At 66.0% G+C, this 22,635-nt stretch carries 22 protein-coding genes; 2 read left to right on the top strand and 20 right to left on the bottom strand.

Translation table 11 applies throughout. The annotated features are described in order from the left end of the window. Window positions 1-7: 7 nt before the first annotated feature. The 11 genes from hflK to ndk all read right to left on the bottom strand — a co-directional run bounded on the left by hflK (window position 8) and on the right by ndk (window position 12,079). Window positions 8-1,348: an FtsH protease activity modulator HflK gene (gene hflK, locus CFB39_RS10375; protein WP_089425556.1), complete on the bottom strand. Its 1,341-nt coding sequence runs from the start codon at window positions 1,346-1,348 to the stop codon at window positions 8-10. A gap of 47 nt (window positions 1,349-1,395) precedes the next feature. Then, window positions 1,396-2,571, bottom strand: coding sequence for a GTPase HflX (hflX, locus tag CFB39_RS10380; protein ID WP_174946413.1), 1,176 nt, complete (start codon window positions 2,569-2,571; stop codon window positions 1,396-1,398). A 72-nt stretch (window positions 2,572-2,643) separates the two neighbouring features. Then, entirely contained in the window at window positions 2,644-2,883 is a 240-nt protein-coding gene (gene hfq, locus CFB39_RS10385) for an RNA chaperone Hfq (protein ID WP_006399927.1), read from the bottom strand. A gap of 154 nt (window positions 2,884-3,037) precedes the next feature. After that, the gene (gene der, locus CFB39_RS10390) at window positions 3,038-4,375 is read right to left on the bottom strand and encodes a ribosome biogenesis GTPase Der (RefSeq protein ID WP_046545849.1); all 1,338 of its coding nucleotides are present in this window, start codon (window positions 4,373-4,375) and stop codon (window positions 3,038-3,040) included. A gap of 247 nt (window positions 4,376-4,622) precedes the next feature. Next, a complete protein-coding gene (gene bamB / locus CFB39_RS10400; RefSeq protein WP_089425558.1) occupies window positions 4,623-5,768 on the bottom strand; it encodes an outer membrane protein assembly factor BamB in 1,146 nt (381 codons plus the stop codon). Between the two features lie 41 nt (window positions 5,769-5,809). Then, window positions 5,810-6,439, bottom strand: coding sequence for a tetratricopeptide repeat protein (locus tag CFB39_RS10405; protein ID WP_039360256.1), 630 nt, complete (start codon window positions 6,437-6,439; stop codon window positions 5,810-5,812). Between the two features lie 55 nt (window positions 6,440-6,494). Continuing rightward, window positions 6,495-7,835, bottom strand: a complete 1,341-nt coding sequence (gene hisS / locus CFB39_RS10410) for a histidine--tRNA ligase (RefSeq protein WP_039360260.1) — start codon at window positions 7,833-7,835, stop codon at window positions 6,495-6,497. A 16-nt stretch (window positions 7,836-7,851) separates the two neighbouring features. Further along, window positions 7,852-9,156 carry a flavodoxin-dependent (E)-4-hydroxy-3-methylbut-2-enyl-diphosphate synthase gene (gene ispG, locus CFB39_RS10415; protein ID WP_089425933.1) on the bottom strand — a complete coding sequence of 435 codons (1,305 nt, stop codon included), beginning with the start codon at window positions 9,154-9,156 and terminating at the stop codon, window positions 7,852-7,854. 112 nt (window positions 9,157-9,268) lie between these two features. Beyond that, on the bottom strand, window positions 9,269-10,294 hold the full coding sequence (locus CFB39_RS10420) for a helix-turn-helix domain-containing protein (RefSeq protein WP_089472996.1): 1,026 nt from the start codon (window positions 10,292-10,294) through the stop codon (window positions 9,269-9,271). 164 nt (window positions 10,295-10,458) lie between these two features. After that, window positions 10,459-11,598, bottom strand: coding sequence for a 23S rRNA (adenine(2503)-C(2))-methyltransferase RlmN (gene rlmN, locus CFB39_RS10425; RefSeq protein WP_046545853.1), 1,140 nt, complete (start codon window positions 11,596-11,598; stop codon window positions 10,459-10,461). A gap of 55 nt (window positions 11,599-11,653) precedes the next feature. Further along, window positions 11,654-12,079, bottom strand: a complete 426-nt coding sequence (gene ndk / locus CFB39_RS10430; protein ID WP_006478674.1) for a nucleoside-diphosphate kinase — start codon at window positions 12,077-12,079, stop codon at window positions 11,654-11,656. Window positions 12,080-12,328: 249 nt separating this feature from the next. Here ndk and CFB39_RS10435 point away from each other — a divergent pair, with 249 nt between their 5' ends. Then, window positions 12,329-13,027, top strand: a complete 699-nt coding sequence (locus CFB39_RS10435) for a Bax inhibitor-1/YccA family protein (RefSeq protein ID WP_006761414.1) — start codon at window positions 12,329-12,331, stop codon at window positions 13,025-13,027. Between the two features lie 63 nt (window positions 13,028-13,090). On the opposite strand, the gene rlmD is transcribed toward CFB39_RS10435, so the two are convergent. Continuing rightward, on the bottom strand, window positions 13,091-14,545 hold the full coding sequence (rlmD, locus tag CFB39_RS10440; protein WP_306426920.1) for a 23S rRNA (uracil(1939)-C(5))-methyltransferase RlmD: 1,455 nt from the start codon (window positions 14,543-14,545) through the stop codon (window positions 13,091-13,093). A gap of 164 nt (window positions 14,546-14,709) precedes the next feature. Between rlmD and CFB39_RS10445 the strand changes: the two genes are divergently transcribed. Continuing rightward, window positions 14,710-15,564, top strand: a complete 855-nt coding sequence (locus CFB39_RS10445; protein WP_089472997.1) for an endonuclease/exonuclease/phosphatase family protein — start codon at window positions 14,710-14,712, stop codon at window positions 15,562-15,564. 33 nt (window positions 15,565-15,597) lie between these two features. Here CFB39_RS10445 and CFB39_RS10450 read toward each other — a convergent pair whose 3' ends face one another. From CFB39_RS10450 to CFB39_RS10490, 8 genes are all read right to left on the bottom strand, one after another. Continuing rightward, window positions 15,598-16,374, bottom strand: coding sequence for a 3'-5' exonuclease (locus CFB39_RS10450; protein ID WP_039360281.1), 777 nt, complete (start codon window positions 16,372-16,374; stop codon window positions 15,598-15,600). Between the two features lie 3 nt (window positions 16,375-16,377). Further along, entirely contained in the window at window positions 16,378-17,466 is a 1,089-nt protein-coding gene (rpoS, locus tag CFB39_RS10455) for an RNA polymerase sigma factor RpoS (RefSeq protein ID WP_089472998.1), read from the bottom strand. Between the two features lie 11 nt (window positions 17,467-17,477). Continuing rightward, the gene (locus tag CFB39_RS10460) at window positions 17,478-18,368 is read right to left on the bottom strand and encodes a peptidoglycan DD-metalloendopeptidase family protein (RefSeq protein ID WP_089472999.1); all 891 of its coding nucleotides are present in this window, start codon (window positions 18,366-18,368) and stop codon (window positions 17,478-17,480) included. A 5-nt stretch (window positions 18,369-18,373) separates the two neighbouring features. Beyond that, a complete protein-coding gene (locus tag CFB39_RS10465) occupies window positions 18,374-19,306 on the bottom strand; it encodes a protein-L-isoaspartate(D-aspartate) O-methyltransferase (RefSeq protein WP_089473000.1) in 933 nt (310 codons plus the stop codon). Continuing rightward, window positions 19,303-20,064, bottom strand: coding sequence for a 5'/3'-nucleotidase SurE (gene surE, locus CFB39_RS10470; RefSeq protein ID WP_089473001.1), 762 nt, complete (start codon window positions 20,062-20,064; stop codon window positions 19,303-19,305). Before surE ends, CFB39_RS10465 begins: the two co-directional genes overlap by 4 nt. A gap of 222 nt (window positions 20,065-20,286) precedes the next feature. Further along, window positions 20,287-21,492, bottom strand: a complete 1,206-nt coding sequence (locus CFB39_RS10475; RefSeq protein WP_089425563.1) for a CaiB/BaiF CoA-transferase family protein — start codon at window positions 21,490-21,492, stop codon at window positions 20,287-20,289. A 137-nt stretch (window positions 21,493-21,629) separates the two neighbouring features. Further along, complete coding sequence (gene recR, locus CFB39_RS10485) at window positions 21,630-22,226, bottom strand: recombination mediator RecR (protein ID WP_006478665.1); 597 nt, start codon at window positions 22,224-22,226, stop codon at window positions 21,630-21,632. Window positions 22,227-22,257: 31 nt separating this feature from the next. Beyond that, window positions 22,258-22,584: a YbaB/EbfC family nucleoid-associated protein gene (locus CFB39_RS10490; protein WP_006482124.1), complete on the bottom strand. Its 327-nt coding sequence runs from the start codon at window positions 22,582-22,584 to the stop codon at window positions 22,258-22,260. Window positions 22,585-22,635 lie beyond the last annotated feature (51 nt).

Raw genomic sequence — 22,635 nt, forward strand, 5'->3', positions numbered from 1 at the left:
CTCCCCGTTACTTCAGATCGTCTTCGCGCGACCGGCTGCGAAACGCCTCGCGCGATCGCAGCACGTCGGTGCCCGACGCCGCCACGGCCGACGCCGCACTCGCGGGCGCCGCTGCAGCCGGTGCGGCAGCCGCCGGTGCCGACGCCGCGTCGGGTGCGGATGCGCCCGTGGACGTCGCGGCGTTTTGTCGCCCCTGCTCGACGAGCTTGTCGAGCGGCAGATACACGACGCTGTTGCCGCCCTTGTTGCCGACGAACACCTTCGTCGAATTCGAATAGATTTCCTGCATCGTCTCGAGATACATCCGCTCGCGGATCACCGCGGGCGCCTTCGAATACTGCGCATAGACCTGCTTGAAGCGATCGGCATCGCCTTCGGCTTCCGTGACCACGCGATCGGCATACGCCTTCGCTTCGTCGACGAGCTTCGCCGCATCGCCCTGCGCCTTCGGCAGCAGGTCGTTTGCATATGCTTGCGCGGCGCGCTTCGCGGCCTCGCGCTCATCACGCGCCTTCGCGACTTCACCGTACGCGGCCTGCGTCTGCTCGGGCGCCGCAACACTCTGCATCGTGACGGCCGTCACCTCGAGCCCCGACTGGTAGCGATCGAGATCGCGCTGGATCGCGGCGGAGAGCTGCTCGCGCAGCGCGTCGCGATCCTGGTTCAGCACGTCGGCCGCGCTGCGCGTGCCGACGATCGCACGTACCGCGGCCTGGGCGGCCTGCGAGACGCTGCGCTCGGGGTCGACACTGCGGAACAGGTAATCGGTCGCGGAACGGATGCGGTACTGGACGATGAAGCGCACGTCGACGATATCGGCGTCGCGCGTCAGCATTGCCGCTTCCTTCACGTTCGCGAGACGCACGACGTTGTTGCGGCCGATTTCGATCGAGCGGACCTGCGACGTATCGACGATCTCGTGCGACGCGAACGGATAAGGCGCACGCCAGTGCACACCCTGGCCGACCGTGCCCGACAGCTTGCCGAGCTGCAGCACGACGCCCGTCTGCCCTTCCTGCACGACGAACAGCCCGCTGCCCGCGTAGACCGCGACCAGCACGCCGATCACGATGCCGACGCCGACGCGCGCGGCTCGCCCGTTGTCAGGACGGAAGCCGTTGCCGCCCTTGCCGCCGAACAGGCCGTTCAGGCGCCGGTTGAAGTTGCGCCACATCTCGTCGAGATCGGGCGGACCATCGCCGTCGCCGCCTTGCGGACGCTTCGATTCGTTCGGGCGGGGACGGGATCCGTCTTTGCCATTGCCTTCGCCGCGTCCCCAGCGGGGATCGTTGATCGACAGCAAGGCGCGCATCCGCCGCCAGGTACTCCGCTCGTTGTATTCGTTCACCAGAGTTTGTTCACCAGATTAGACGCCGACGAACCGGCCGGGACCGGTTAGCGCCCGTGTTCGGAAATCGTGTGGTCTTCGTGTGGTTCAGCGGGGGCGCCGTCGAGCGCGCCGTTGGGTAACGTCGCGCTGGAAAGGTGTTCCGCGGAGGCGATTTCGGCGATGGCGGCACGCAACGCGTCAAGACCCTGACCGGTGCGCGCGCTCAAAAAGACGCGCGAAATATTACCATACTCGTCCCGCTCGACCGCGTCGCCGCGGGCCGCCAGCTCAGGCACGGCGTCGATCTTGTTGAACACCAGCACCTGGCGGATCGTGTCCGCGCCGATCTCGTGCAGCACGCCATTGACCTGCTCGATCTGTTCAAGCCTGACCGCGCTCGACGCATCGACCACGTGCAGCAGCAGATCCGCGTGGATCGTTTCCTCGAGGGTCGCGCGGAATGCGGCGACCAGCTGGTGAGGCAACTCGCGGATGAATCCGACCGTATCCGACACGACGATCTGGCCGACCTCGTCGCCGAGGTACACGCGCCGCGACGTCGTATCGAGCGTGGCGAACAGCTGGTCGGCCGCGTAGGCCTGCGCTTTCGTCAGCGCATTGAACAGCGTCGACTTGCCCGCGTTCGTATAGCCGACGAGCGACACCGACATCGTGCCGCTGCGCGCGCGCTGGCGGCGTTGCGTGCTGTGTTGCCGACGCAGCCGGTCGAGCCGCGACTTCAGCATCTTGATGCGTTCGCCGATCAGCCGGCGGTCGGTTTCGAGCTGGGTTTCACCGGGGCCGCGCAGGCCGATACCACCCTTCTGCCGCTCAAGGTGGGTCCATGCGCGAATGAGCCGCGTCGACAGGTACTGAAGCTGCGCGAGCTCGACCTGCAGCTTGCCTTCGTGGCTGCGGGCACGCTGGGCAAAGATGTCGAGGATGAGGCTGGTGCGATCGACCACGCGCCTGTTAAGTGCCTGCTCCAGATTACGTTGCTGGGCCGGCGCCAATGCGTGGTTGAAGATGACGATTTCGACGTTGTGCGCGTCGCAGGCGAGCCGGAGTTCTTCGGCTTTGCCGCTGCCGATGAACATCTTGGCATCGGGACTGGAGCGACGACCCGTGAGGGTGACTGCGGGACGGGCCCCCGCGCTGGAGGCGAGAAGACTGAGTTCTTCGAGACTGGCTTCGAAATCGGTCTTGCCGAAATCGATGCCGACGAGCGCTGCGTTGATCAAATTTTCAGGTGTCAAGATAAGGCGGCTGGCATCGGTCGCTCGCGGCGACCGGATGCCGGCCGCAGCGATAGGTTAGGACGAGGCTTCCGCGTCCGGGTGGAAATTCACCGGGCGCGCCGGCACGACCGTCGAGATGGCGTGCTTGTACACCATCTGGGTCACCGTATTACGGAGCAACACGACGTACTGGTCGAACGATTCAATGTTCCCTTGAAGCTTGATGCCGTTGACGAGGTAGATCGAAACGGGAACGTGCTCTTTGCGCAGTGCGTTCAAAAACGGGTCTTGTAACAATTGCCCTTTGTTGCTCATGGCGTACTCCATCTTTTTTTGCAGGTTGATCTGGACTGGCGGCGAAGAAAAAGAGATCCGGCGCCAATCGCTACACTATAGCCGATTTTGCCTGGCCCGCCCGGGGCATAGGCCTTGCGGCCAACCCCTTGCGTGACGCGTGTAACAGACGTCTTCAGCTCTTGTCCGCGTACGGATTGTTCGACGAACGGAACTCTATGCGCAATGGAGTCCCTGTCAGCGAGAAAGTTTCGCGGAACCGGTTTTCCAGGTAACGCTTGTACGTTTCCGTCACGGCGTCGAGCGCGTTACCGTGGATGACGATGATCGGCGGATTCTGGCCGCCCTGGTGCGCGTAGCGCAGCTTCGGACGCACCGGGCCGCGACGGCGCGGCTGCTGGAATTCGACCGCCTCGATCAGCGCGCGCGTGAGCTTCGGCGTCGGCAGCTTCGCCATCGCCGCCGCGTACGCGTCGTCGACCGAGCGCATCAGCGTGCCGATGCCCGTCTTCTTCGTGGCCGAAATGAAGTGCGATTTCGCGAAGTCGAGGAATTTCAGCTTGCGGGTCAAATCCGCTTTCGCGCGATCGCGCGCATGCTCGTCGAGCCCGTCCCACTTGTTGACGCCGATCACGAGCGCGCGGCCCTGTTCGACGACGAAGCCGGCGATGTGTGCGTCCTGGTCGGAAATGTCCTGCTGCGCATCCAGCAGAAGAATGACCACGTTCGCGTCGGAGATCGACTGCAGCGTCTTCACGACCGAGAACTTCTCGATCGCCTCGAACACCTTGCCGCGGCGGCGCAGGCCGGCCGTGTCGATCAGCGTGTATTTCTTGCCGTTACGCTCGAAGTCGACGTAGATCGAATCGCGCGTCGTGCCCGGCATGTCGAACGCGATCACGCGATCCTCGCCGATCAGCGCGTTCACGAGCGTCGACTTGCCGACGTTCGGGCGGCCGACGATCGCGATCTTGATGCCGCGCGAAGGATCGTTCTCGTCCTCTTCCTCCGGACGGTCCGCATATGCGACATCCAGCGCCTCGTTGATCATGTCGGTGACGCCGTCACCGTGCGCAGCCGAGATCGCGCGCGGATCGCCGAGCCCGAGCTCGTAGAAGTCCGTCGCGACCGCCGTGTACTTCATCCCCTCGGCCTTGTTGACGACGAGGAAGATCGGCCGGCCGGTCTTGCGCAGGTAGTCGGCGATCGACTTGTCCTGCGGCGCGAGCCCGTTGCGGCCGTCGACGATGAACACGACGATGTCGGCTTCCTCGACGGCCTGCCGCGTCTGGCGTGCCATCTCGTGCAGGATGCCGTCCTTCGCGACGGGCTCGAAGCCGCCCGTGTCGACGACCAGGTACGGCCGCTCGCCGACGCGCCCTTCGCCGTAATGGCGATCGCGCGTCAGGCCCGGCAAGTCGGCGACCAGCGCATCGCGCGAGCGCGTGAGCCGGTTGAACAGCGTGGATTTCCCCACATTGGGGCGCCCAACGAGGGCAATGACCGGTTTCATCTGTGTTTTCTACGGTGAAGCGCAGCAGCGGGAGGCCCGCTGCTGCGGGCGGCTGCGCTGAATGAAAATATCACGAATTCGCGCCGCGCCGGATGCGCGCGCCTGGCGCGCGTTGCACGCCATCGTCTTTCGTCTCGAACTGCCTTTCAAATACCGAGCGGCCGGGAGCACCGGCCGCCTTCAAGTCACGCGGCCGCGGCGCACGGGACAAGCCCGTCGCGCCGCGGCCGCGCATGTTTCCTGCGCGTCAGCGCGGACGGAATCCGTACAGGCCGCCGTCCTTCGTCTGCACGACGAGCGTATTGCCCGCGAGGACCGGCGCCGCCGTAATCGCGCTGCCGTCGGTCTTCATCCGTGCGATGAAGCTGCCGTCTTCACGCGACAGGAAGTGCACGAAGCCCTTGTAGTCGCCCAACACGACCGCATGCCCGAGCAGATACGGCACGCCGACGTCACGGCTCTTCAGCTTGTCGTTGCGCCACAGCTGGTTGCCCGACGCAGCATCGTACGCGGTCACGACCGACCAGTCGTCGCCGCCGGCGACCACCGAATCGTCCTGCGCGAGGCCGCTGCGGCTCGAGAACGCCTTTTCCCACAGCGGGCGGCCCGAGTTCGCATCGAAGCAGCCAAGCTGCCCCTGGAACGTCACCGCGCAGGCTTCCGCGCCCACGAGCGTCGGCGGACCGCTGACGTCGTTGATGCGCTCGACCTCGGTCACGCCCTTCGGGAACGATACCGGCGTCTGCCAGAACGGCTCGCCCGTCTGCAGGTTGATCGCGACCAGCCCGCCGCCGGGGAAGCCCGCCAGCACTGCCGCGTCACCCGCGAACGTCATGCCGGCCGACACGCGCAGGTTCAGCGGCACCGCACGGTTGCGGTAGTTCCACTTCTGCTCGCCCGTCTGCGCATTGAACGCGATCACCTGGCCGTCGATCGTGCGGACGACCACGAGGCCGTTGCCGACGAGCGGCGGCGAGAAGATCTCGCCCTGCACGGTGGTCTTCCACAGTTGCTTGCCGTCCGGGCCCAGCACGAACACGCCGCCCTTCAGCGCGCCGACCGCGGTCAGGTTGCCATCGCTGCCAACACCGGCCGACAGGTCGGAGCCGACCTTCGCGCGCCAGAGCGTCTGGCCCGTCTTCGCGTCGATCTTCTCGACCGAACCGTTCTCGCCCGCTGCATAGACGGCGTCGCCCACGGCCACCGGCGAGAACAGGTAGCGCCCGCCCTTGCCGACGCTCGCCTTCCAGACCTGTTGCACGTCCATCACGGGCTTGAACTCGGTGAGCGGCGTCGGCACGCGGCGCGCGTCCTTCGACGACGAGCAGGCCGCCAGTGCGAGGACAGCCGCCGCGCAGGCAACGGGCACAGCGTAACGTTTCAGCAAATTCATCGGTTAGCGAAGCAGAGTTAAGAGGTTGAGGGTACCGGGGTTCAGCCGCCGAGCGCGTCCAGCTTGAACTGCACGAGCTGACGCGCAGACTGGTCGTCCTTCGACAGGCCGTCGAGCGCGAGCTTGTACGCCGCGCGCGCATCGTCGGTCTTGCCTTGCGCGGCAAGCAGATCGCCGCGGCGATCGGCCACGAGGCCCTTGAATGCATCGACCGGCGTACCCGACAGCAGCGCGAGGCCCGCATCGTACGCCTTCTCGTCGAGCAGCAGCGACGCGAGACGCAGCTTCGCGATCTGCTTGTACTCGTCATCCTTGGCGTGATCGACGGCCCATTGCAGCTGCGCCTTCGCACCGGCCGAGTCGCCGGCTGCGTACAGCGTCTTCGCAGCGGAGAGTGCAGTCATCTGCGCATACGGCGTGCTGCCGAACTTGTCTTCCATGTCGGCGGCCGCACGAGCGATCGTCGCCTTGTCGTTCGCGGCGGCGGCCTTCTGGACCTGTTCGTACAGCCCGGACGCCTCGGCAGCCTGACGGCGCTGCCAGTAGTTCCAGCCGTTGAAACCGGCCGCGACGACGAGCGCCGCGAGCACGATCCACGTGGTGAGGTTGCCCCAGCGGGCCCACCACGCCTTGACACTTTCAATCGATTCTTGTTCGTCGTGGTAACTCATCGGCGAGCGATTCCTTCCTGTTCAGGCTTTTCTTGTCGAGCGGATGCCAGCGCGATCAGTCGTCGCCGTCTTCGGCGGATGCAACCATCGCATTGATTAGGAATTCGGTCAAGCCTTCGACCGGTACGGTCTGCTGAACGTTCTTTTCCCCGTCTCCGCCCGCACCGCGCAGCGCTTTCACGCCCACCGTGCCGTTTGCGACCTCTTCTTCACCGAAGATCACCGCGAACGCGGCGCCGCTTGCGTCGGCCCGTTTCATCTGCGACTTGAAGCTCGCCGGCGCGCCGTCGGCGCTGCAGTGGAAGATCACGTCGAGGCCCGTGTCGCGCAGGCGCTCGGCCGCGATGAACGCCTGTTCACGCGCGGTCTCGCCCTGGTGCACGACGTACACGTCGACGCCTTCCTGCTCGGGCGCGAGATCCTCTTCCTTCAGCAGCTCGAGGATCCGCTCGATGCCCATCGCCCAGCCGCACGCGGCGGTAGGCTTGCCGCCGAGCTGCTCGATCAGCGGATCGTAGCGGCCGCCGGCGGCGACCGTGCCCTGCGCGCCGAGCTTGTCGGTGACCCACTCGAACACGGTCAGGTTGTAGTAGTCCAGGCCACGCACGAGACGCGGGTTGATCTTGAACGGAATGTTGTTCGCGAGCAGCAGGCGCTGCAGCCCTTCGAAGTGCGCGCGCGATTCGTCGCCGAGGAAGTCGATCAGCTTCGGCGCGTTCTGCGCGATTTCCTGCAGCGCGGGGTTCTTCGTGTCGAGCACGCGCAGCGGGTTCGTATACAGGCGGCGCTTCGCATCCTCGTCGAGCACGTCGGCAAACTGCTCGAGGTACTTGATCAGTTCGACGCGATGCGCGGCACGCTCTTCGGCGAGGCCGAGCGAGTTGATCTCGAGCTTGATGCCGGTCAGGCCGAGGTCGTCCCACAGGCGCTGGCACATCATGATGATCTCGGCGTCCGCATCAGGACCCGCGAAGCCGAGCGCCTCGACGCCGACCTGGTGGAACTGGCGATAGCGGCCGCGCTGCGGACGCTCGTGACGGAACATCGGGCCGATGTACCACAGGCGCTTCGGGCCGTCGTACAGCATGTTGTGCTCGATCGACGCGCGCACGACGGCCGCGGTATTTTCCGGGCGCATCGTCAGGTTCTCGCCGTTCAGCGCGTCGGTGAAGCTGTACATCTCTTTTTCGACGATGTCGGTGACCTCACCGATGCCGCGCGTGAAGAGCTGCGTGTGCTCGACGATCGGCGTGCGGATGTTCTGGTAACCGTAGGCGCGCAGCAGCGATTTCACCGTGGCTTCGAAGAACTCCCAAAGGCCGGCATCCTGCGGAAGGATGTCGTTCATGCCCTTGACGCCGGTGAGCTTCTCGATCTTGCGTTTTTGTTCAGTCATCGTGTGTGTGGACGAATTAGTTCGTGGCCTCAGCGCGGCCGTAGTTGCGTTCGACGTAGTCGCTGACGATCTGCTGGAATTCCTCGGCGATCCGCTCGCCGCGCAGCGTCTTGACCTTCTCGCCGTCGATGAAGACAGGCGCGGCCGGGTTCTCGCCCGAGCCTGGCAGGCTGATGCCGATGTTCGCGTGCTTCGATTCGCCCGGGCCGTTGACGATGCAGCCCATCACCGCGACGTTCATTTTCTCGACGCCCGGATACGCCTTGCGCCAGACCGGCATCTGTTCGCGCAGGTAGGTCTGGATCTGCATCGCCAGTTCCTGGAACAGCGTGCTCGTCGTACGGCCGCAGCCCGGGCACGCGATCACCATCGGTGCGAACGAGCGCAGGCCCATCGTCTGCAGGATTTCCTGGCCGACGATCACTTCGCCCGTGCGCGATGCGCCCGGTTCCGGCGTCAGCGAGATGCGGATCGTGTCGCCGATCCCTTCCTGCAGCAGCACGCCGAGTGCAGCCGTCGACGCGACGATGCCCTTCGAGCCCATGCCGGCCTCGGTCAGCCCGAGGTGCAGCGCGAAGCCGCAGCGGCGGCTGAGTTCGCGGTACACGGCGATCAGGTCCTGCACGCCGCTGACCTTGCACGACAGAATGATGCGGTTGCGGCCGAGGCCCAGCTCGACCGCACGCTCGGCCGAGCCGATCGCCGACTGGATCAGCGCCTCGTACATCACGCTCTGCGCATCCCACGGCTGCGAACGCGCACCGTTCTCGTCCATCATGCGCGCGAGCAGGTCCTGGTCGAGACTGCCCCAGTTCACGCCGATCCGCACCGGCTTGTCGTACTTGGCCGCCGCCTCGATCATCTGCGCGAACTGCGTATCGCGCTTCGCACCCTGGCCGACGTTGCCCGGGTTGATCCGGTACTTCGACAGCGACTCGGCGCAGCCCGGGTAGTCACGCAGCAGCAAGTGGCCGTTGTAGTGAAAATCGCCGACGAGCGGCACGGTCACGCCCATGCGGTCGAGCTGCTCGCGGATCGCCGGCACGGCGGCCGCGGCCTCGGGCGTGTTGACCGTGATGCGCACCAGTTCGGAGCCCGCGTTCGCGAGTTCCTTGATCTGGATTGCCGTGCCGATCGCGTCGGCCGTGTCGGTATTCGTCATCGACTGCACGCGCACCGGCGCGTCGCCGCCGATCGTCACGAGCTGCCCGCCCCAGCGGACATCCACCGCATGCGATACGCGGCGCGGCTGGTGCCCGCCGAACACCGGCTCGGTTGAACAAATCTGACTGCTGCGTGGGGATTGAGCTTCGGATTGCATCGATAGATCCATTTACGCGGAATGCGCCGCGACGCGGCGCATGAATTGAAAAAGCGCCGTGCCCTCACGGCCTGCCGATATCGACGACAGGCCTTCGCCACGGCGCTTGACGTCAGGGCAACGTGAACCGCGCCACATTACCCCGCGCTGCCGAATATTTTGCCGGATCGACAGGTTTTCCGTCGAACGCGATCGCGTCGAGGCCCGCCTTGTTGCCGATCGTGACCTTGAACGGACCGTCGCCGGCGACCTGCTTCGCCTCGCCGCCGTGCACCAGCCCGGAGAACAGCTCCTTGCCGCTCTTGTCGCGCACGCTGAACCAGCTGTCCTGCTTGACCTTCAGTTCGATCATCGACTGGCCGGCCGCCACCGCGACGCTCGCCGGCTGGGCCGGCGCGGCGGCGCTTGCCGCCGACGTTGCAACGACGGGCTGCGATGCGGCTGCCGTCACGACCGGCGCCACGGGCGCAGGCGCCGGAGCAGCCGACGCAACTGCCGGCGCCAAGGCTGCAGACGCAACAGCCGGGGCCGGAACCTCATTCGCAACTACCGCAGATGCACCGTTCGAGGCCGCCCCTTCGACGGATGACGATGATGCCGCCGACGCGCTCGCGGCCGACGCATGCTCCGCATCGCCGCTCTTGAAGCGCGCGAGCAGGCCCGACGAATCGCCGCCAGTGTGCCACATCAGTACGGCAACCACCGCGACGACGACGATCCCCGTGCCCCAGAGCCACGGGTGATGCCGCGACGACCCGCCCAGCGGAATCGACACGCGACCGCGCGGCAGATCCGTGCCCGACGACGCGGGCATCGACAGGTCGACTTCCGGCACCCCGCGCTCACGGCGCAACGCCTGCGCGAACGGTTCCGGATCGACGCCGAGCATCTTCGCGTAGCTGCGCACGACCCCGAGCGCGAACGTCACGCCGGGCAAATGGCTGATGTCACCGGCCTCGAGTGCCCGCAGCTTCTGCGGTGCGACCTTGAGTCGCGCCGACACGTCGTCGACGGTCCAACCCCGCGTCTCCCGAAGCTGCGCCAGTCGGCTGCCGACTGCCGCAAGCGATTCCAACCCTGCCGGTGCCGGCTTCGCGCCATTCGTCTCTGCGCCGTTAGACGGCTGCGGCTCACTCATCCTTGTCCTCGCGTCGATTCTTCTTCACTGGCGGCCGCCGCCGGTTCCCGCCGGCCGGCACCCGCAACTGTCCATACCATGCGCGACGCCGAGGCGCCGCGACCGATCGCTATTCGCGTGTTGTACCGCTTAAAGGCCCTGGCATCCCCGGCCAGGCATCCCTGTCAAATCGCCCGAACTTCGATGATTTTTCCTGCTGCGCCCGTCCGTTCCGCGAGGCGCGTGCGGTCCTTCACTGCGCCGGCCAGCTGGCCGCACGCGGCATCGATGTCGTCGCCGCGGGTCTTGCGCACGGTCGTGACGACACCCGCGTCGATGAGGACCTGTGCAAAGCGCTTGATCTGCTCCGGCTTCGAGCGGATGAGGCCCGATTCCGGAAACGGATTGAACGGGATCAGATTGAACTTGCACGGCACGTCGCGTGTGACGGCCAGCAGTTCGCGTGCATGCGCTTCGGTGTCGTTGACGCCGTCCAGCATGCAGTATTCGAAAGTGATGAAGTCGCGCGGTGCGACTTTCAGATAACGCTGGCAAGCCGCCATCAGCTCGCGCAGCGGATACTTCTTGTTGAGCGGCACCAGCTCGTCGCGCAGCGGATCGTTCGGCGCGTGCAGCGACACGGCCAGCGCGACCGGCAGCTCGGCGCCGAGGCGGTCCATCATCGGCACCACGCCGGACGTCGACAGCGTGACGCGGCGGCGCGACAGGCCGTACGCGTTGTCGTCGAGCATCAGCCGCATCGCCGGCACGACCGCGCTGTAATTCAGCAGCGGCTCGCCCATGCCCATCATCACCACGTTGGTGACGACCCGTTCGGCCTTGCCGTTCGGGCCGGGCGCGCGGCCCAGGGACGCTCGCAATGCAAATTCGGCCATCCGGAGCTGGCCGATGATTTCAGCTGTCGACAGATTGCGGGAAAAGCCCTGCTTGCCCGTCGAACAGAAGCGGCAGTTGACCGCACACCCGGCCTGCGACGACACGCACAGCGTGCCGCGCGTCTCTTCCGGGATGAACACGGTTTCGACCGCATTGCCGTTTCCGACGTCGATCAGCCACTTGCGCGTGCCGTCGGCGGAAACGTGATCGCTGGCGATCTCGGGCATGCCGATCGACGCGCGGCCCTTGAGTTTTTCTCTCAAGGACTTCGCGAGATCGGTCATGCCGTCGAAGTCGCCAGCGTTGTACTGGTGGATCCAGCGCTGCAACTGCTTGGCGCGGAACGGCTTCTCGCCGAGGCTGCCGCAGTACGCGACAAGACCCTCGGCATCGAAGTCGAGAAGATTGACGGAAGTTTCGCTCGTCATGATGTGCTGCCTTGCCGCGTGCGCTGAATCCTGCCTACTTGCTGCCAGCCAGGGCTTAGCGCGAGTAAACGTTCATTTCCGGGAAGAAGAACGCGATTTCGACCGCTGCCGTTTCAGCAGCGTCCGAGCCGTGCACGGCGTTCGCGTCGATGCTGTCGGCGAAGTCGGCGCGGATCGTGCCTTTTTCTGCCTTCTTCGGATCCGTTGCGCCCATCAGGTCGCGGTTCTTCAGAATCGCGCCTTCACCTTCCAGAACCTGGATCATCACCGGGCCCGAGATCATGAAATCGACGAGGTCCTTGAAGAACGGACGCGCTGCGTGAACCGCGTAGAACTTCTCTGCGTCAGCACGCGACAGGTGTGCCATGCGCGATGCGACGATCTTCAGGCCGGCGCCTTCGAAACGGCTGTAGATCTGGCCGATCACGTTCTTTGCCACCGCATCCGGCTTGATGATCGACAGGGTGCGCTCGATTGCCATAAAAACTCCAAAAAATTAAGAAGTTACAGGTTCAAATGAATCCGCTATTGTAGCACGATCCCGTGTATCATTGCGATTGAACCCTTACACACGTGAAAGGTTCCGAATCCATATGTTTTGTGCCGCCTGGCCATTGAAACCTCCCGGCACGGAACGTATCTTAGCCATAGCTGCTCCGGTTTGCTGCGCCGCACACCGCGTGTGCCGAACCGGCCCCGGACGCCCACGCGTTCAATGTTAGGAGAAACCATGAACGACTATCCGTACAATTTCGGCCGCGGCGGTTCCGTCAGCACCGCCGAGGTTCGCAACCGCGTGCTGCGGAACACGTACTGGCTGCTCGCGCTGTCGATGGTGCCGACCGTGCTGGGCGCCTGGGTCGGCGTCGCGACGGGCTTCTCGCTGTTCGCGGCCACGAGCCCGATGATGAGCCTGCTCGCGTTCTTCGCGATCGCGTTCGGCTTCATGTTCGCGATCGAGCGGACCAAAAACAGCGCAGCGGGCGTATTCGTGCTGCTCGGCTTCACGTTCTTCATGGGCCTGATGCTGTCGCGGCTGCTGAGCTTCATCCTCGGCTTCTCGAACGGCCCGTCGTTGATCATGCTCGCGTTCGGCGGCACCGGCATCATCTTCGCCGCGATGGCGACGATCGCCACCGTCAGCAAGCGTGACTTCTCGGGGCTCGGCAAGTGGCTGTTCATGGGCGTGATCGTGATCCTGCTCGCATCGGTCGCGAACATCTTCCTGCAACTCCCGGCGCTGATGCTCACCGTGTCGGTGCTCGCGATCGCGATCTTCTCCGCCTACATGCTGTTCGACGTCCAGCGCGTCGTGAACGGCGGCGAGACGAACTACATCTCGGCCACGCTCGCGATCTACCTCGACCTGTACAACGTGTTCACGAACCTGCTCGCACTGCTCGGCATCTTCGGCGGCAACCGCAACTGACGTTCGCTACACCCCATGAAAAAACCGGCCCGCGGGCCGGTTTTTTTACGTCCGCCGCCTGAGTCAGTCGCGCTCGAACAGCGCGATCGATTCGACGTGCGACGTATTCGGGAACATGTTCACGACACCGGCGCCCTTCAGGCGGTAGCCGGCCTCGTGCACGAGCAGGCCCGCGTCGCGCGCCAGCGTCGACGGGTTGCACGACACGTACACGATGCGCTTCGGCAGCGGGCCATCACCGCTCTGCGCGATCTCGGCCAGCGCCTTCGACACCGCGAGCGCGCCTTCGCGCGGCGGGTCGATCAGGAACTTGTCGAATGCGCCGAGCGCACGCATGTCGTCGCCCGTCACTTCGAACAGGTTCCGGCATGCGAACGTCGTGTGGCCGTCGACACCGTTCTCGCGCGCATTCGCCAGCGCGCGCGTCGTCAGCGTATCGCTGCCTTCGATACCCATCACCTCGCGCGACAGCCGCGCGAGCGGCAGCGTGAAGTTGCCGATCCCGCAGAACAGGTCGAGCACGCGGTCGTCGCGCGACGGCGCGAGCAGGCGCAGCGCGCGGCCCACCAGCACGCGGTTGATCTGATGGTTGACCTGCGTGAAATCGGTCGGCTTGAACGGCATGCGGATGCCGAATTCCGGCAGCGTGTAGTCGAGCGACACGTCGAGCGGATAGAACGGCGTCACCGTATCCGGCCCTTTCGGCTGTAGCCAGAACTGCACCTTGTGCTCGTCCGCGAACGCGCGCAGCAGCGCTTCGTCGTCCGCGTTGATCGGCTCCAGCACGCGCAGCACGAGCGCCGTGACTTCCGAACCGACCGCGAGCTCGATCTGCGGCATCCGATCGCGGATCGACAGCCCCTCGACCAGCCGGCGCAGCGGCACGAGCAGCGCCGACACGTGCGGCGGCAGCACTTCGCAGCTCGTCATGTCGGCGACGTAGCTGCTCTTCTTCTCGTGGAATCCGACCAGCACGCCGCCCTTCTTCGCGACGTTGCGCACGGTCAGGCGCGCGCGGTAGCGATAACCCCACGACGGGCCGTGAATCGGCGCGAACATCGTTTCCGCGCGCAGCTTCGCCAGGTGCCACAGATTGTCTTCGAGCACGCGCTGCTTGACCGCCACCTGCGCCCGCATGTCGAGATGCTGCATCGAGCAGCCGCCGCAGGTACCGAAGAACGCGCATTTAGGCTTCGTGCGCATCACGCTCGGACGCAGAATGTCGACGACCGTCGCCTGCTCGTAGCTCGGCTTGCGGCGGAAGCTCGAATAGGTCACACGCTCGCCCGGCAGCGCACCCTCGACGAAGATGACCTTGCCCGGCTCGCCGTCCTCGGTGATCGTGCGGCCGACACCGCGCGCTTCCATGTCGAGCGATTCGATCTCGAGAACCGGGGCGATTCCGGGCGCGACGGGCGCGTTTCTTGATTTGCGCGCAGAAGTGGGGACGGCTTCGGACACCAGCTTTTCCTGACAAACGTTGAAGAAGGCGAGATTGTAGACGACGCGAGCCCGCATCGCCCGCTTTGCATGCGGCAAGGGTCGATACTTAAGCATAGACGGCCCGGCATTGCGCCGGAACGGCGAGACAGGCGGCCCGAGAGACCAGCGGCCGCGTGCCCGTGGCGCCGACTCAGGAGCGGCCCCGGGGGCCCGAGATCCGCCCGACAGGAGATTCGACCATGCAACTGATCGACTGGAACATCCAATGGGGTCGGGACGCGCACGGCGGCGTCGATCTTTCGCGCACCGTCGCAGCGATCCGCGCGCTCGGCGACTTCGACGTGCTGTGCCTGCAGGAAGTCACGCGCGGCTTTGGCGCACTGCCCGGCCGGCCCGGTGCCGACCAGTTCGCCGAACTCGCGGCGCTGCTGCCCGGATATACGATCATCGACGCGATCGGTGCCGACTTGCCGCCCATTGAAACCGGCGCACCGCGCCGCCAGTTCGGCAACGCAATCGCGACCCGGCTGCCGGTCGGGCGCGTGCTCCGCCAGTTGCTGCCGTGGCCGGCCAACGCCGGCGCGCCGTCGATGCCGCGCGTCGCGCTCGACGTCGAGTTGCAGACGCCCGTTGGGCTACTGCGGGTGGTCACCACGCATCTGGAATATTATTCGGCGCGCCAGCGGCTCGCCCAGGTCGACGCATTGCGCGACCGGCACCGCGAGGCCTGCGCGCATGCGGCACGACCGGCGCCCGCCGAAAACGCAGAGGGGCCGTTCAGCGCAACCGGCCAGCCATGCGATGCGATCGTCTGCGGCGACTTCAACAGCGCGTTCGGCAGCGACGCCTATTGCCGACTCCTGGAGCCGATCTCGGACGCGCCGTGCTTCATCGACGCATGGGTCGCTCGACACCCGGGCCGCATGCCACCGCCGACGGCGGGTGTCTACGATACGGTGCAATGGTCGGAGGGGCCGCTCGCGTGCGACTTCGTGTTCGTGACCGATACGCTGCTGCCGCGCGTCACGCGCTGCGAAATCGACGGCGACGTGCGCGCGTCCGATCACCAGCCGGTGCTGCTCGAACTGGCATGATCGGGCCGCCGGCCGCAGCGCACCTCGCCCGCGCTATGCGTCGAAACCGGCCAGGTATTCGGCCCAGTGCGACGCAGGCTCCTGTGCAAGCGAGTTCTTCACGAGCAGGATCTCGTCCGCATACTCGCTCGGCGTCAGGCCGCCGCGCATCAACTGGAACCGGCAGTACAGCAGGTAGGTATTGACGACGTCGGTTTCGCAATAGTTGCGGATTTCCTCGATCCGCCCGGCCTGGAACGCCGGCCACACCTGGCTGCCGTCCATGCCGAGCTTGCCCGGAAAGCCGCACATCTTCGCGAGCGCGTCGAGCGGCGCATTCGCGCGCGCCTGATACATCGCGAGCACATCCATCAGGTCGGTATGCCGCGAGTGGTAGCGCGAGATGTAGTTGTTCCACTTGAAATCGCGGTCGTCCTCGCCGAGATCCCAGTAGCGGCTCGCGGGGATGCCGTGCACGAGCGCGCGGTAATGGAGCACCGGCAAATCGAAGCCGCCGCCGTTCCACGACACGAGCTGCGGCGTGTATTTCTCGATCACGCGGTAGAACGACTGGATCAGCGTCGCTTCGTTGTCCTGCGGCGTACCGAGCGAGCGCACACGAAAACCGTTGTTGTCGCGGAACACGCAGGAAATCGCCGCGATGCGCTGCAGGTGGTGCGGCAGGAAATCGCCGCCGGTCTTCTCGCGGCGGGCGGCGAATGCATGTTCGGCCACCGCGGCATCGTCGAGCGTCGCGGGCAGGTCTTCCAGACGGCGAATGCCGTCGACATCGGGAATCGTCTCGATGTCAAAAACAAGAATCGGAGTCATCAGTTACAGAACGGCGTCCTTGCGCACACCGTTGGAGGCGAAAAACCGCTTGAGGCGCACCAGCGCTTCCTGCTGGATCTGGCGCACGCGCTCACGCGTGAGCCCCATTTCGTCGGCCAGCTCCTCGAGCGTTGCCGGTTCGATGTGGTTCAGGCCGAAGCGGCGCTCGATCACATGCCGATGCTTGTCGGACAGCCGCGACAGCCACGCGCGCGTCAGCGTCTCGAGCTCGCGGTGCTGAACCTCCGCGTCGGGCGACTGGCTTTGGTCGTCGGGCAGGAGGTCGAGCAGGCTGCTCGCGGGATCGAGGTCGAGCGGCGCGTCGAGCGATGCCGTGTGCTCGTTGAGCGCGAGGATGTCGGTGACTTCCTCGGCGGTCTTGCCGGTGAGATAGGCGATGTCGTCGATGCTGGCTTCGCGGCGCTCGGCCGCTTCACCCGTCGACATCGAGTTCTTTTCAAGGTGGCGCTTCGCGCGCAGCACCTGGTTCAGTTCGCGGATCACGTGCACCGGCAGGCGCACCGTGCGGGCCTGGTTCATGATCGCGCGCTCGATGCTCTGCCGGATCCACCACGTCGCGTAGGTCGAGAAACGGAAACCGCGCGTCGGGTCGAATTTTTCGATGGCATGCATCAGGCCGAGGTTGCCTTCCTCGATCAGGTCGAGCAGCGGCACGCCACGGTTCAGATACCCCTTCGCGATGCTGACGACGAGACGCAGGTTGCGCTCGATCATCACCTGCCGCGCCTCGAATTCGCCGGCCTTGGCCAGACGCGAATAGCGCTGCTCCTCCTCGACGGTGAGCAACGGCTTCACGCTGATGCGGTTCAGGTAATGCTGGATCGTGTCGGCCGTGAGCTCGGCCTGCAGCATCGTGCGGAAATCGTCGACATCGGGCGCCGCCTCGGCACGGCCTTCGCGCTCGTCGTCGCCACCGTCCGCGTCGGTGTCGCGTGCCTCGAGGTCACGCTCGTTGTCCGCGACATCGTCTTCGTCGTCCGTCGAAGCACCAGCTCGCCCCACCGATGCTTGCGTGGCTCGACTGATTTTCTCAGACTCGGCTTGCGGCTCGTGGCGCTTCGATTTCGGCATGGTCGTCTCGGTTATTGAGGCGGCAAATACTTCAGCGGATCGACAGGTTTACCCTGCCGGCGAACCTCGAAATGCAGCATCACGCGGTCGGAATCGCTGTTCCCCATCTCGGCGATCTTCTGCCCCTTCGTTACCGCGTCCCCCTCTTTTACCATCAAAGCGCGATTGTGTGCATACGCCGTGAGGTAAGTTGCATCGTGCTTGATGATAATGAGGTTGCCGTAGCCGCGCAGGCCATTGCCCGAGTAGACGACGCGACCGTCGGCCGCCGCCTTCACGGCCTCGCCGGCCGACCCGCCGATATTGACGCCCTTGTTCTTCGCGTCGTCGAAACCGTTCAGCACGGGACCGCGCGCGGGCCATGCGAACGTCACGGGGCCGCTCGGTGCGGCTGCTGCCGTATCGCTCGATGCGGCTGCCGCGGCAGGCGGCGTCGCGACCGACGACGACGTGCCGGCGGCCGGCGTTGCCGGGCCGCTGCTGAGCGGTGCGGTCGCAACGGCAGCGCCCGCGATCGGCGCGGCGACCTGCGTGCCCGCAACGGCGGCACCGGCCTGCGGCGAAACGCGCAGCAGCTGGTCGACTTCAATCTGATTCGGGTTCGCCAGGTTGTTCCACGCGGCGATGTCGCGATAGTTCTGCCCGTTTTCGAGTGCGATCCGGTACAGCGTGTCGCCCGGCTTCACCCGGTAGTAACCCGGCGGCGCCGGCGGAAGCGGCGCCGCGGGCTGCGCGGTGCCGGTCGTGCCGAGCGAACCGGAGCGATCGACGACGGGCGCGTTGTCGAGCCGCGTCGCACAGGCGGCCAGAAGCGTGGAGAACGCAGCTACACAGATCGCCCGCTGGGCGAGCGTGAGCGGTTCCCTGGAACGGTTGTTTTGCATCGCGCGCAACATACTCATCGGTTTCAAATTACTCCGGATTTTAAAGGGACAAAGAAAACGCGATCAAGCCGTGACTCTCGCCATTGCGCGTGCGCGACGCGCTCGACGAGCGTGAGCACCTGGTGCTGCCCGCTCTGCGCGCCGACCGGCGCGATGAGCCGCCCGCCGATCGCGAGCTGCTCGAGCAGCGCCTGCGGCACGTCGAGCCCCGCCGCCGCGATCACGATCGCGTCGAACGGGGCCGCGGACGGCAGGCCGACACGCCCGTCGCCGTAGTGCAGACGGATGTTCGGCACGCGCAGCGGCCGCAGGTTCAGCTTCGCGCGCTCGTAGAGCGGCTTGATGCGTTCAATCGAATACACGTCGCGTGCCACGTGGCTCAGCACGGCGGCCTGATAGCCGCAGCCCGTGCCGATCTCGAGGACGCGCTCGAGCGTGCGGCCGGCCATCGCGAGCTCGATCATGCGCGCGACGACCGACGGCTTTGAAATGGTCTGCTGGTGGCCGATCGGCAACGCCGAATCCTCGTAGGCCTGCGTCGCGAGCCCCGGATCCACGAACATGTGTCGCGGCACCGCGGCCATCGCTTCCAGCACACGCGCGTCGGTCACACCGTTCGCACGCAGCCGTTCGACCATCCGTTCGCGCACACGTTCCGACGTGAGCGCGAACGCGCCGGCCGGCGCGACGCTCGGCGCGGCCGGCTTCGGCATCGCGGGCTTCAGTGCGGTCGGCTTCGGCGCGGTCGCCGGCTTCGCGGCGGCGGAGCCGGGCAAGGCCGATCGCGTCGCAGCAGGCTTCACCGCAACCGGTTTCAGCACGGCCGCAGGCTTGTCGGCGGCCTTTGATGCCGAGACCGCCGCATGGCGTTCGCCGGCCCGACCGTCCGACTTGCGTGGCGCTCGCTTGAGATCTTCGAGCGCGAGCGGGAACCGCTTCGCGCGCTCGCCGCTCATGAAGCCCGCCCTCCGGCGCGCGCCCATTCGCGCGTCGCGGGCAGCATCTGCGTGTGCGTGAGGTCCAGCTGCAGCGGCGTGATCGACACGAAACCGTTTGCCACTGCGTGAAAATCGGTGCCGTCGCTGGCGTCCAGCGCTTCGCCCGCCGCGCCGATCCAGTAGATCGGTTCGCCGCGCGGGTCGGTCTGGCGGATCACCGGCTGCGACGGATGACGCTTGCCGAGGCGCGTGACCTTCCAGCCTTTCAGTTCGTCGTACGGCAGGTTCGGAATATTGACGTTGAGCAGCGGCTGGCCCGGCAGCGGATGTGCACGATAGTGCTCGACGATTTCCGCGGCGACGCGCGCGGCGTCCGCCAGATGGGCCCAGCCCTTGTCGACCAGCGAGAATGCGATGGCCGGCACGCCGAACATGATGCCTTCGGTGGCGGCCGCAACTGTCCCCGAATAGAGCGTGTCTTCGCCCATGTTCTGGCCGTTGTTGATCCCGGAAACGACGAGGTCCGGCCTGGCGTCGGCCATCCCCGTCAACGCGACGTGTACCGAATCGGTCGGCGTGCCGTTCACGTAGAAGAAACCCGTACTCGCCGCGCGCTGCACCGACAGCGGCCGCGACAGCGTGAGGGAATTCGACGCGCCGCTGCAGTTCTGCTCGGGCGCGATCACCGTGAGCTCGGCCAGCGGCTGCAGCGCGTCGCTGAGCGCGGCGAGACCGGGGGCGAGATAGCCGTCGTCGTTGCTGAGTAGGATTCGCATCCGGCGATTGTAACCGAGGAAAGATGGCGCGAGAGCGACAGTCCGGCGACTGCGAATGGACGGCCGCGAGCACCCGGACACGCCGCGCCGCCGCGCTGCTGCGCGGCGTTCCGCGTGCTCAGGAAAACGCTGCGCCGCCCCGGGTTTTCCCCCGCCAACGGGGCGCCGTTGGGGCATGCCCAGTTCCGGTAGCCCGGCGCGAAGCGACGGGGCCGAGGGTGCTCAAATCGCGCCCGCTTCGCGCAGTGCGGCAATCGCCGGCGCGTCATAGCCGAGGCCGCGCAGCACCTCGTCCGTATGCTCGCCGAGTTCGGGCCCGAGCCAGCGCGTTTCGCCCGGCGTGTCGGACAGCTTCGGCGTGATGTTCGGCAGCGGGATGTCGGTGCCGTCGGCCAGCTTGAAGCGCTGGATCATCTGCCGCGCGACGAACTGCGGATCGGTAAACATGTCGGCGGCGCTGTAGATGCGCCCGGCCGGCACGTCGGCCGCGTTGAGCACGACGAGTGCTTCTTCGATCGTGCGCGGCGCAAGCCACGCGGCAATCGCGTCGTCGATCTCCTGCGTGCGCGGCACGCGCCCGTCGTTTTGCGCGAGCGCGGGATCGTCGGCGAGGTCGTCGCGCTCGATCGCCTTCATCAACCGCTTGAAGATCGGGTCGCTGTTGCCGCCGATCACGATGCTGCCGTCGCGGCACGCATACGTATTCGACGGCACGATGCCCGGCAGCGACGCGCCGGTGCGCTCGCGCACCATCCCGTACACGCCGTATTCGGGCACCACGCTTTCCATCATGTTGAAGACGGCTTCATACAGTGCAACGTCGACCACCTGCCCCGCACCGCCGTTGACCTTGCGGTGATGCAGCGCCATCAGTGCGCCGATCACGCCGTGCAGCGCGGCGATCGAATCGCCGATCGAGATGCCGATGCGCGGCGGCGGCAGTTCGGGATAGCCGGTGATGTGACGCAGCCCGCCCATCGATTCGGCGATCGCGCCGAAGCCGGGCCGGTCGCGGTACGGGCCGGTCTGCCCGTAACCGGACAAGCGCACCATCACGAGGCCCGGGTTCTCGGCCGACAGCACGTCGTAGCCGAGCCCGAGCTTTTCGAGCAGGCCCGGGCGGAAATTCTCGATCACGATGTCGGCCTCGCGCGCGAGTTGCCGCGCGATCGCCTTGCCGGCGTCGGCCTTCAGGTTGAGCGTGACCGATTTCTTGTTGCGCGCCTGGACGGACCACCACAGCGACGTGCCGCCCTGCTCCGGATGGAGCTTGCGCCACTTGCGCAGCGGGTCGCCACCGTTCGGATCCTCGATCTTGATCACTTCCGCGCCGAATTCGGCGAACAGCCGCGACGCGAACGGTCCCGCGATCAGCGTTCCGAATTCGAGCACTTTGACGCCCGCGAGCGGGCCCTGGCTGGTGCTCATGTGTCTCCTAGGGTCTGTTTACATATGGAACGCGCATGCGTTGCCACGAAAACGGCCGCTCGCGAGGCGCGCGACGCCGCGAATACTGGACGTATCGCCAAGGAGCGTAACGCGGCGAGCGGCCGGCGGCGCCCGGCTTACATCGTGCGGCGGTCGAGCATCGCGCGGGCGATGGTGCCCGCGTCGACGTATTCGAGCTCGCCGCCCACCGGCACGCCGCGCGCGAGGCGTGTGACCGCAAGCCCGCGCGCCTTCAGCGTTTGGCCGAGGTAGTGCGCGGTGGCTTCGCCTTCGTTCGTGAAGTTGGTCGCGAGCACGACTTCCTTGACGACACCGTCGGACGCGCGCCGCACGAGGCGGTCGAAATGGATTTCCTTCGGGCCGATCCCGTCGAGCGGGCTCAGCCGGCCCATCAGCACGAAATACAGCCCGCGGTAAGTCATCGTCTGCTCGAGCATGATCTGGTCGGCAGGCGTCTCGACGACGCACAGCAGCGTCGGATCACGCTCTTCGTCGCTGCAGACCTCGCAGATCTGCGCTTCGGTGAACGTGTTGCACTTCTCGCAGTGCTGCAGGTGCTCGGTCGCGAACAGCAGCGACCGGCCGAGCCGCTCCGCGCCCTCCCGATCGTGCTGCATCAGGTGGACCGCCATGCGCTGGGCGGATTTCGGCCCGACGCCGGGCAGCACGCGCAACGCTTCGACGAGCGCGGACAGGGCGGACGGCTGTTTCATACGGCAGCAAAAAGTGACACGGACGCTACGCTCAGAACGGCAGCTTGAAGCCCGGGGGCAACGGCAGGCCCGACGTCATGCCGCTCATCTTTTCCTGCGACGTCGCTTCGGCCTTGCGCACGGCGTCGTTGAACGCGGCCGCGACGAGATCCTCGAGCATGTCCTTGTCGTCCGCGAGCAGGCTCGGGTCGATCGACACGCGACGCACTTCGTTGCGGCACGTCATCGTCACCTTGACGAGGCCGGCGCCCGACTGCCCTTCGACTTCGATCAGCGCAAGCTGCTCCTGCATCTTCTTCATGTTTTCCTGCATTTGCTGCGCTTGCTTCATCAGTCCGGCGAGGTTGCCTTTCAACATGGGAATACTCCTTCTTGATCGTGTGAAAACCGGCACGCGGCGCGTGCCGGC

Source organism: Burkholderia sp. AU6039 (assembly GCF_002223365.1).
Lineage (GTDB): Bacteria > Pseudomonadota > Gammaproteobacteria > Burkholderiales > Burkholderiaceae > Burkholderia.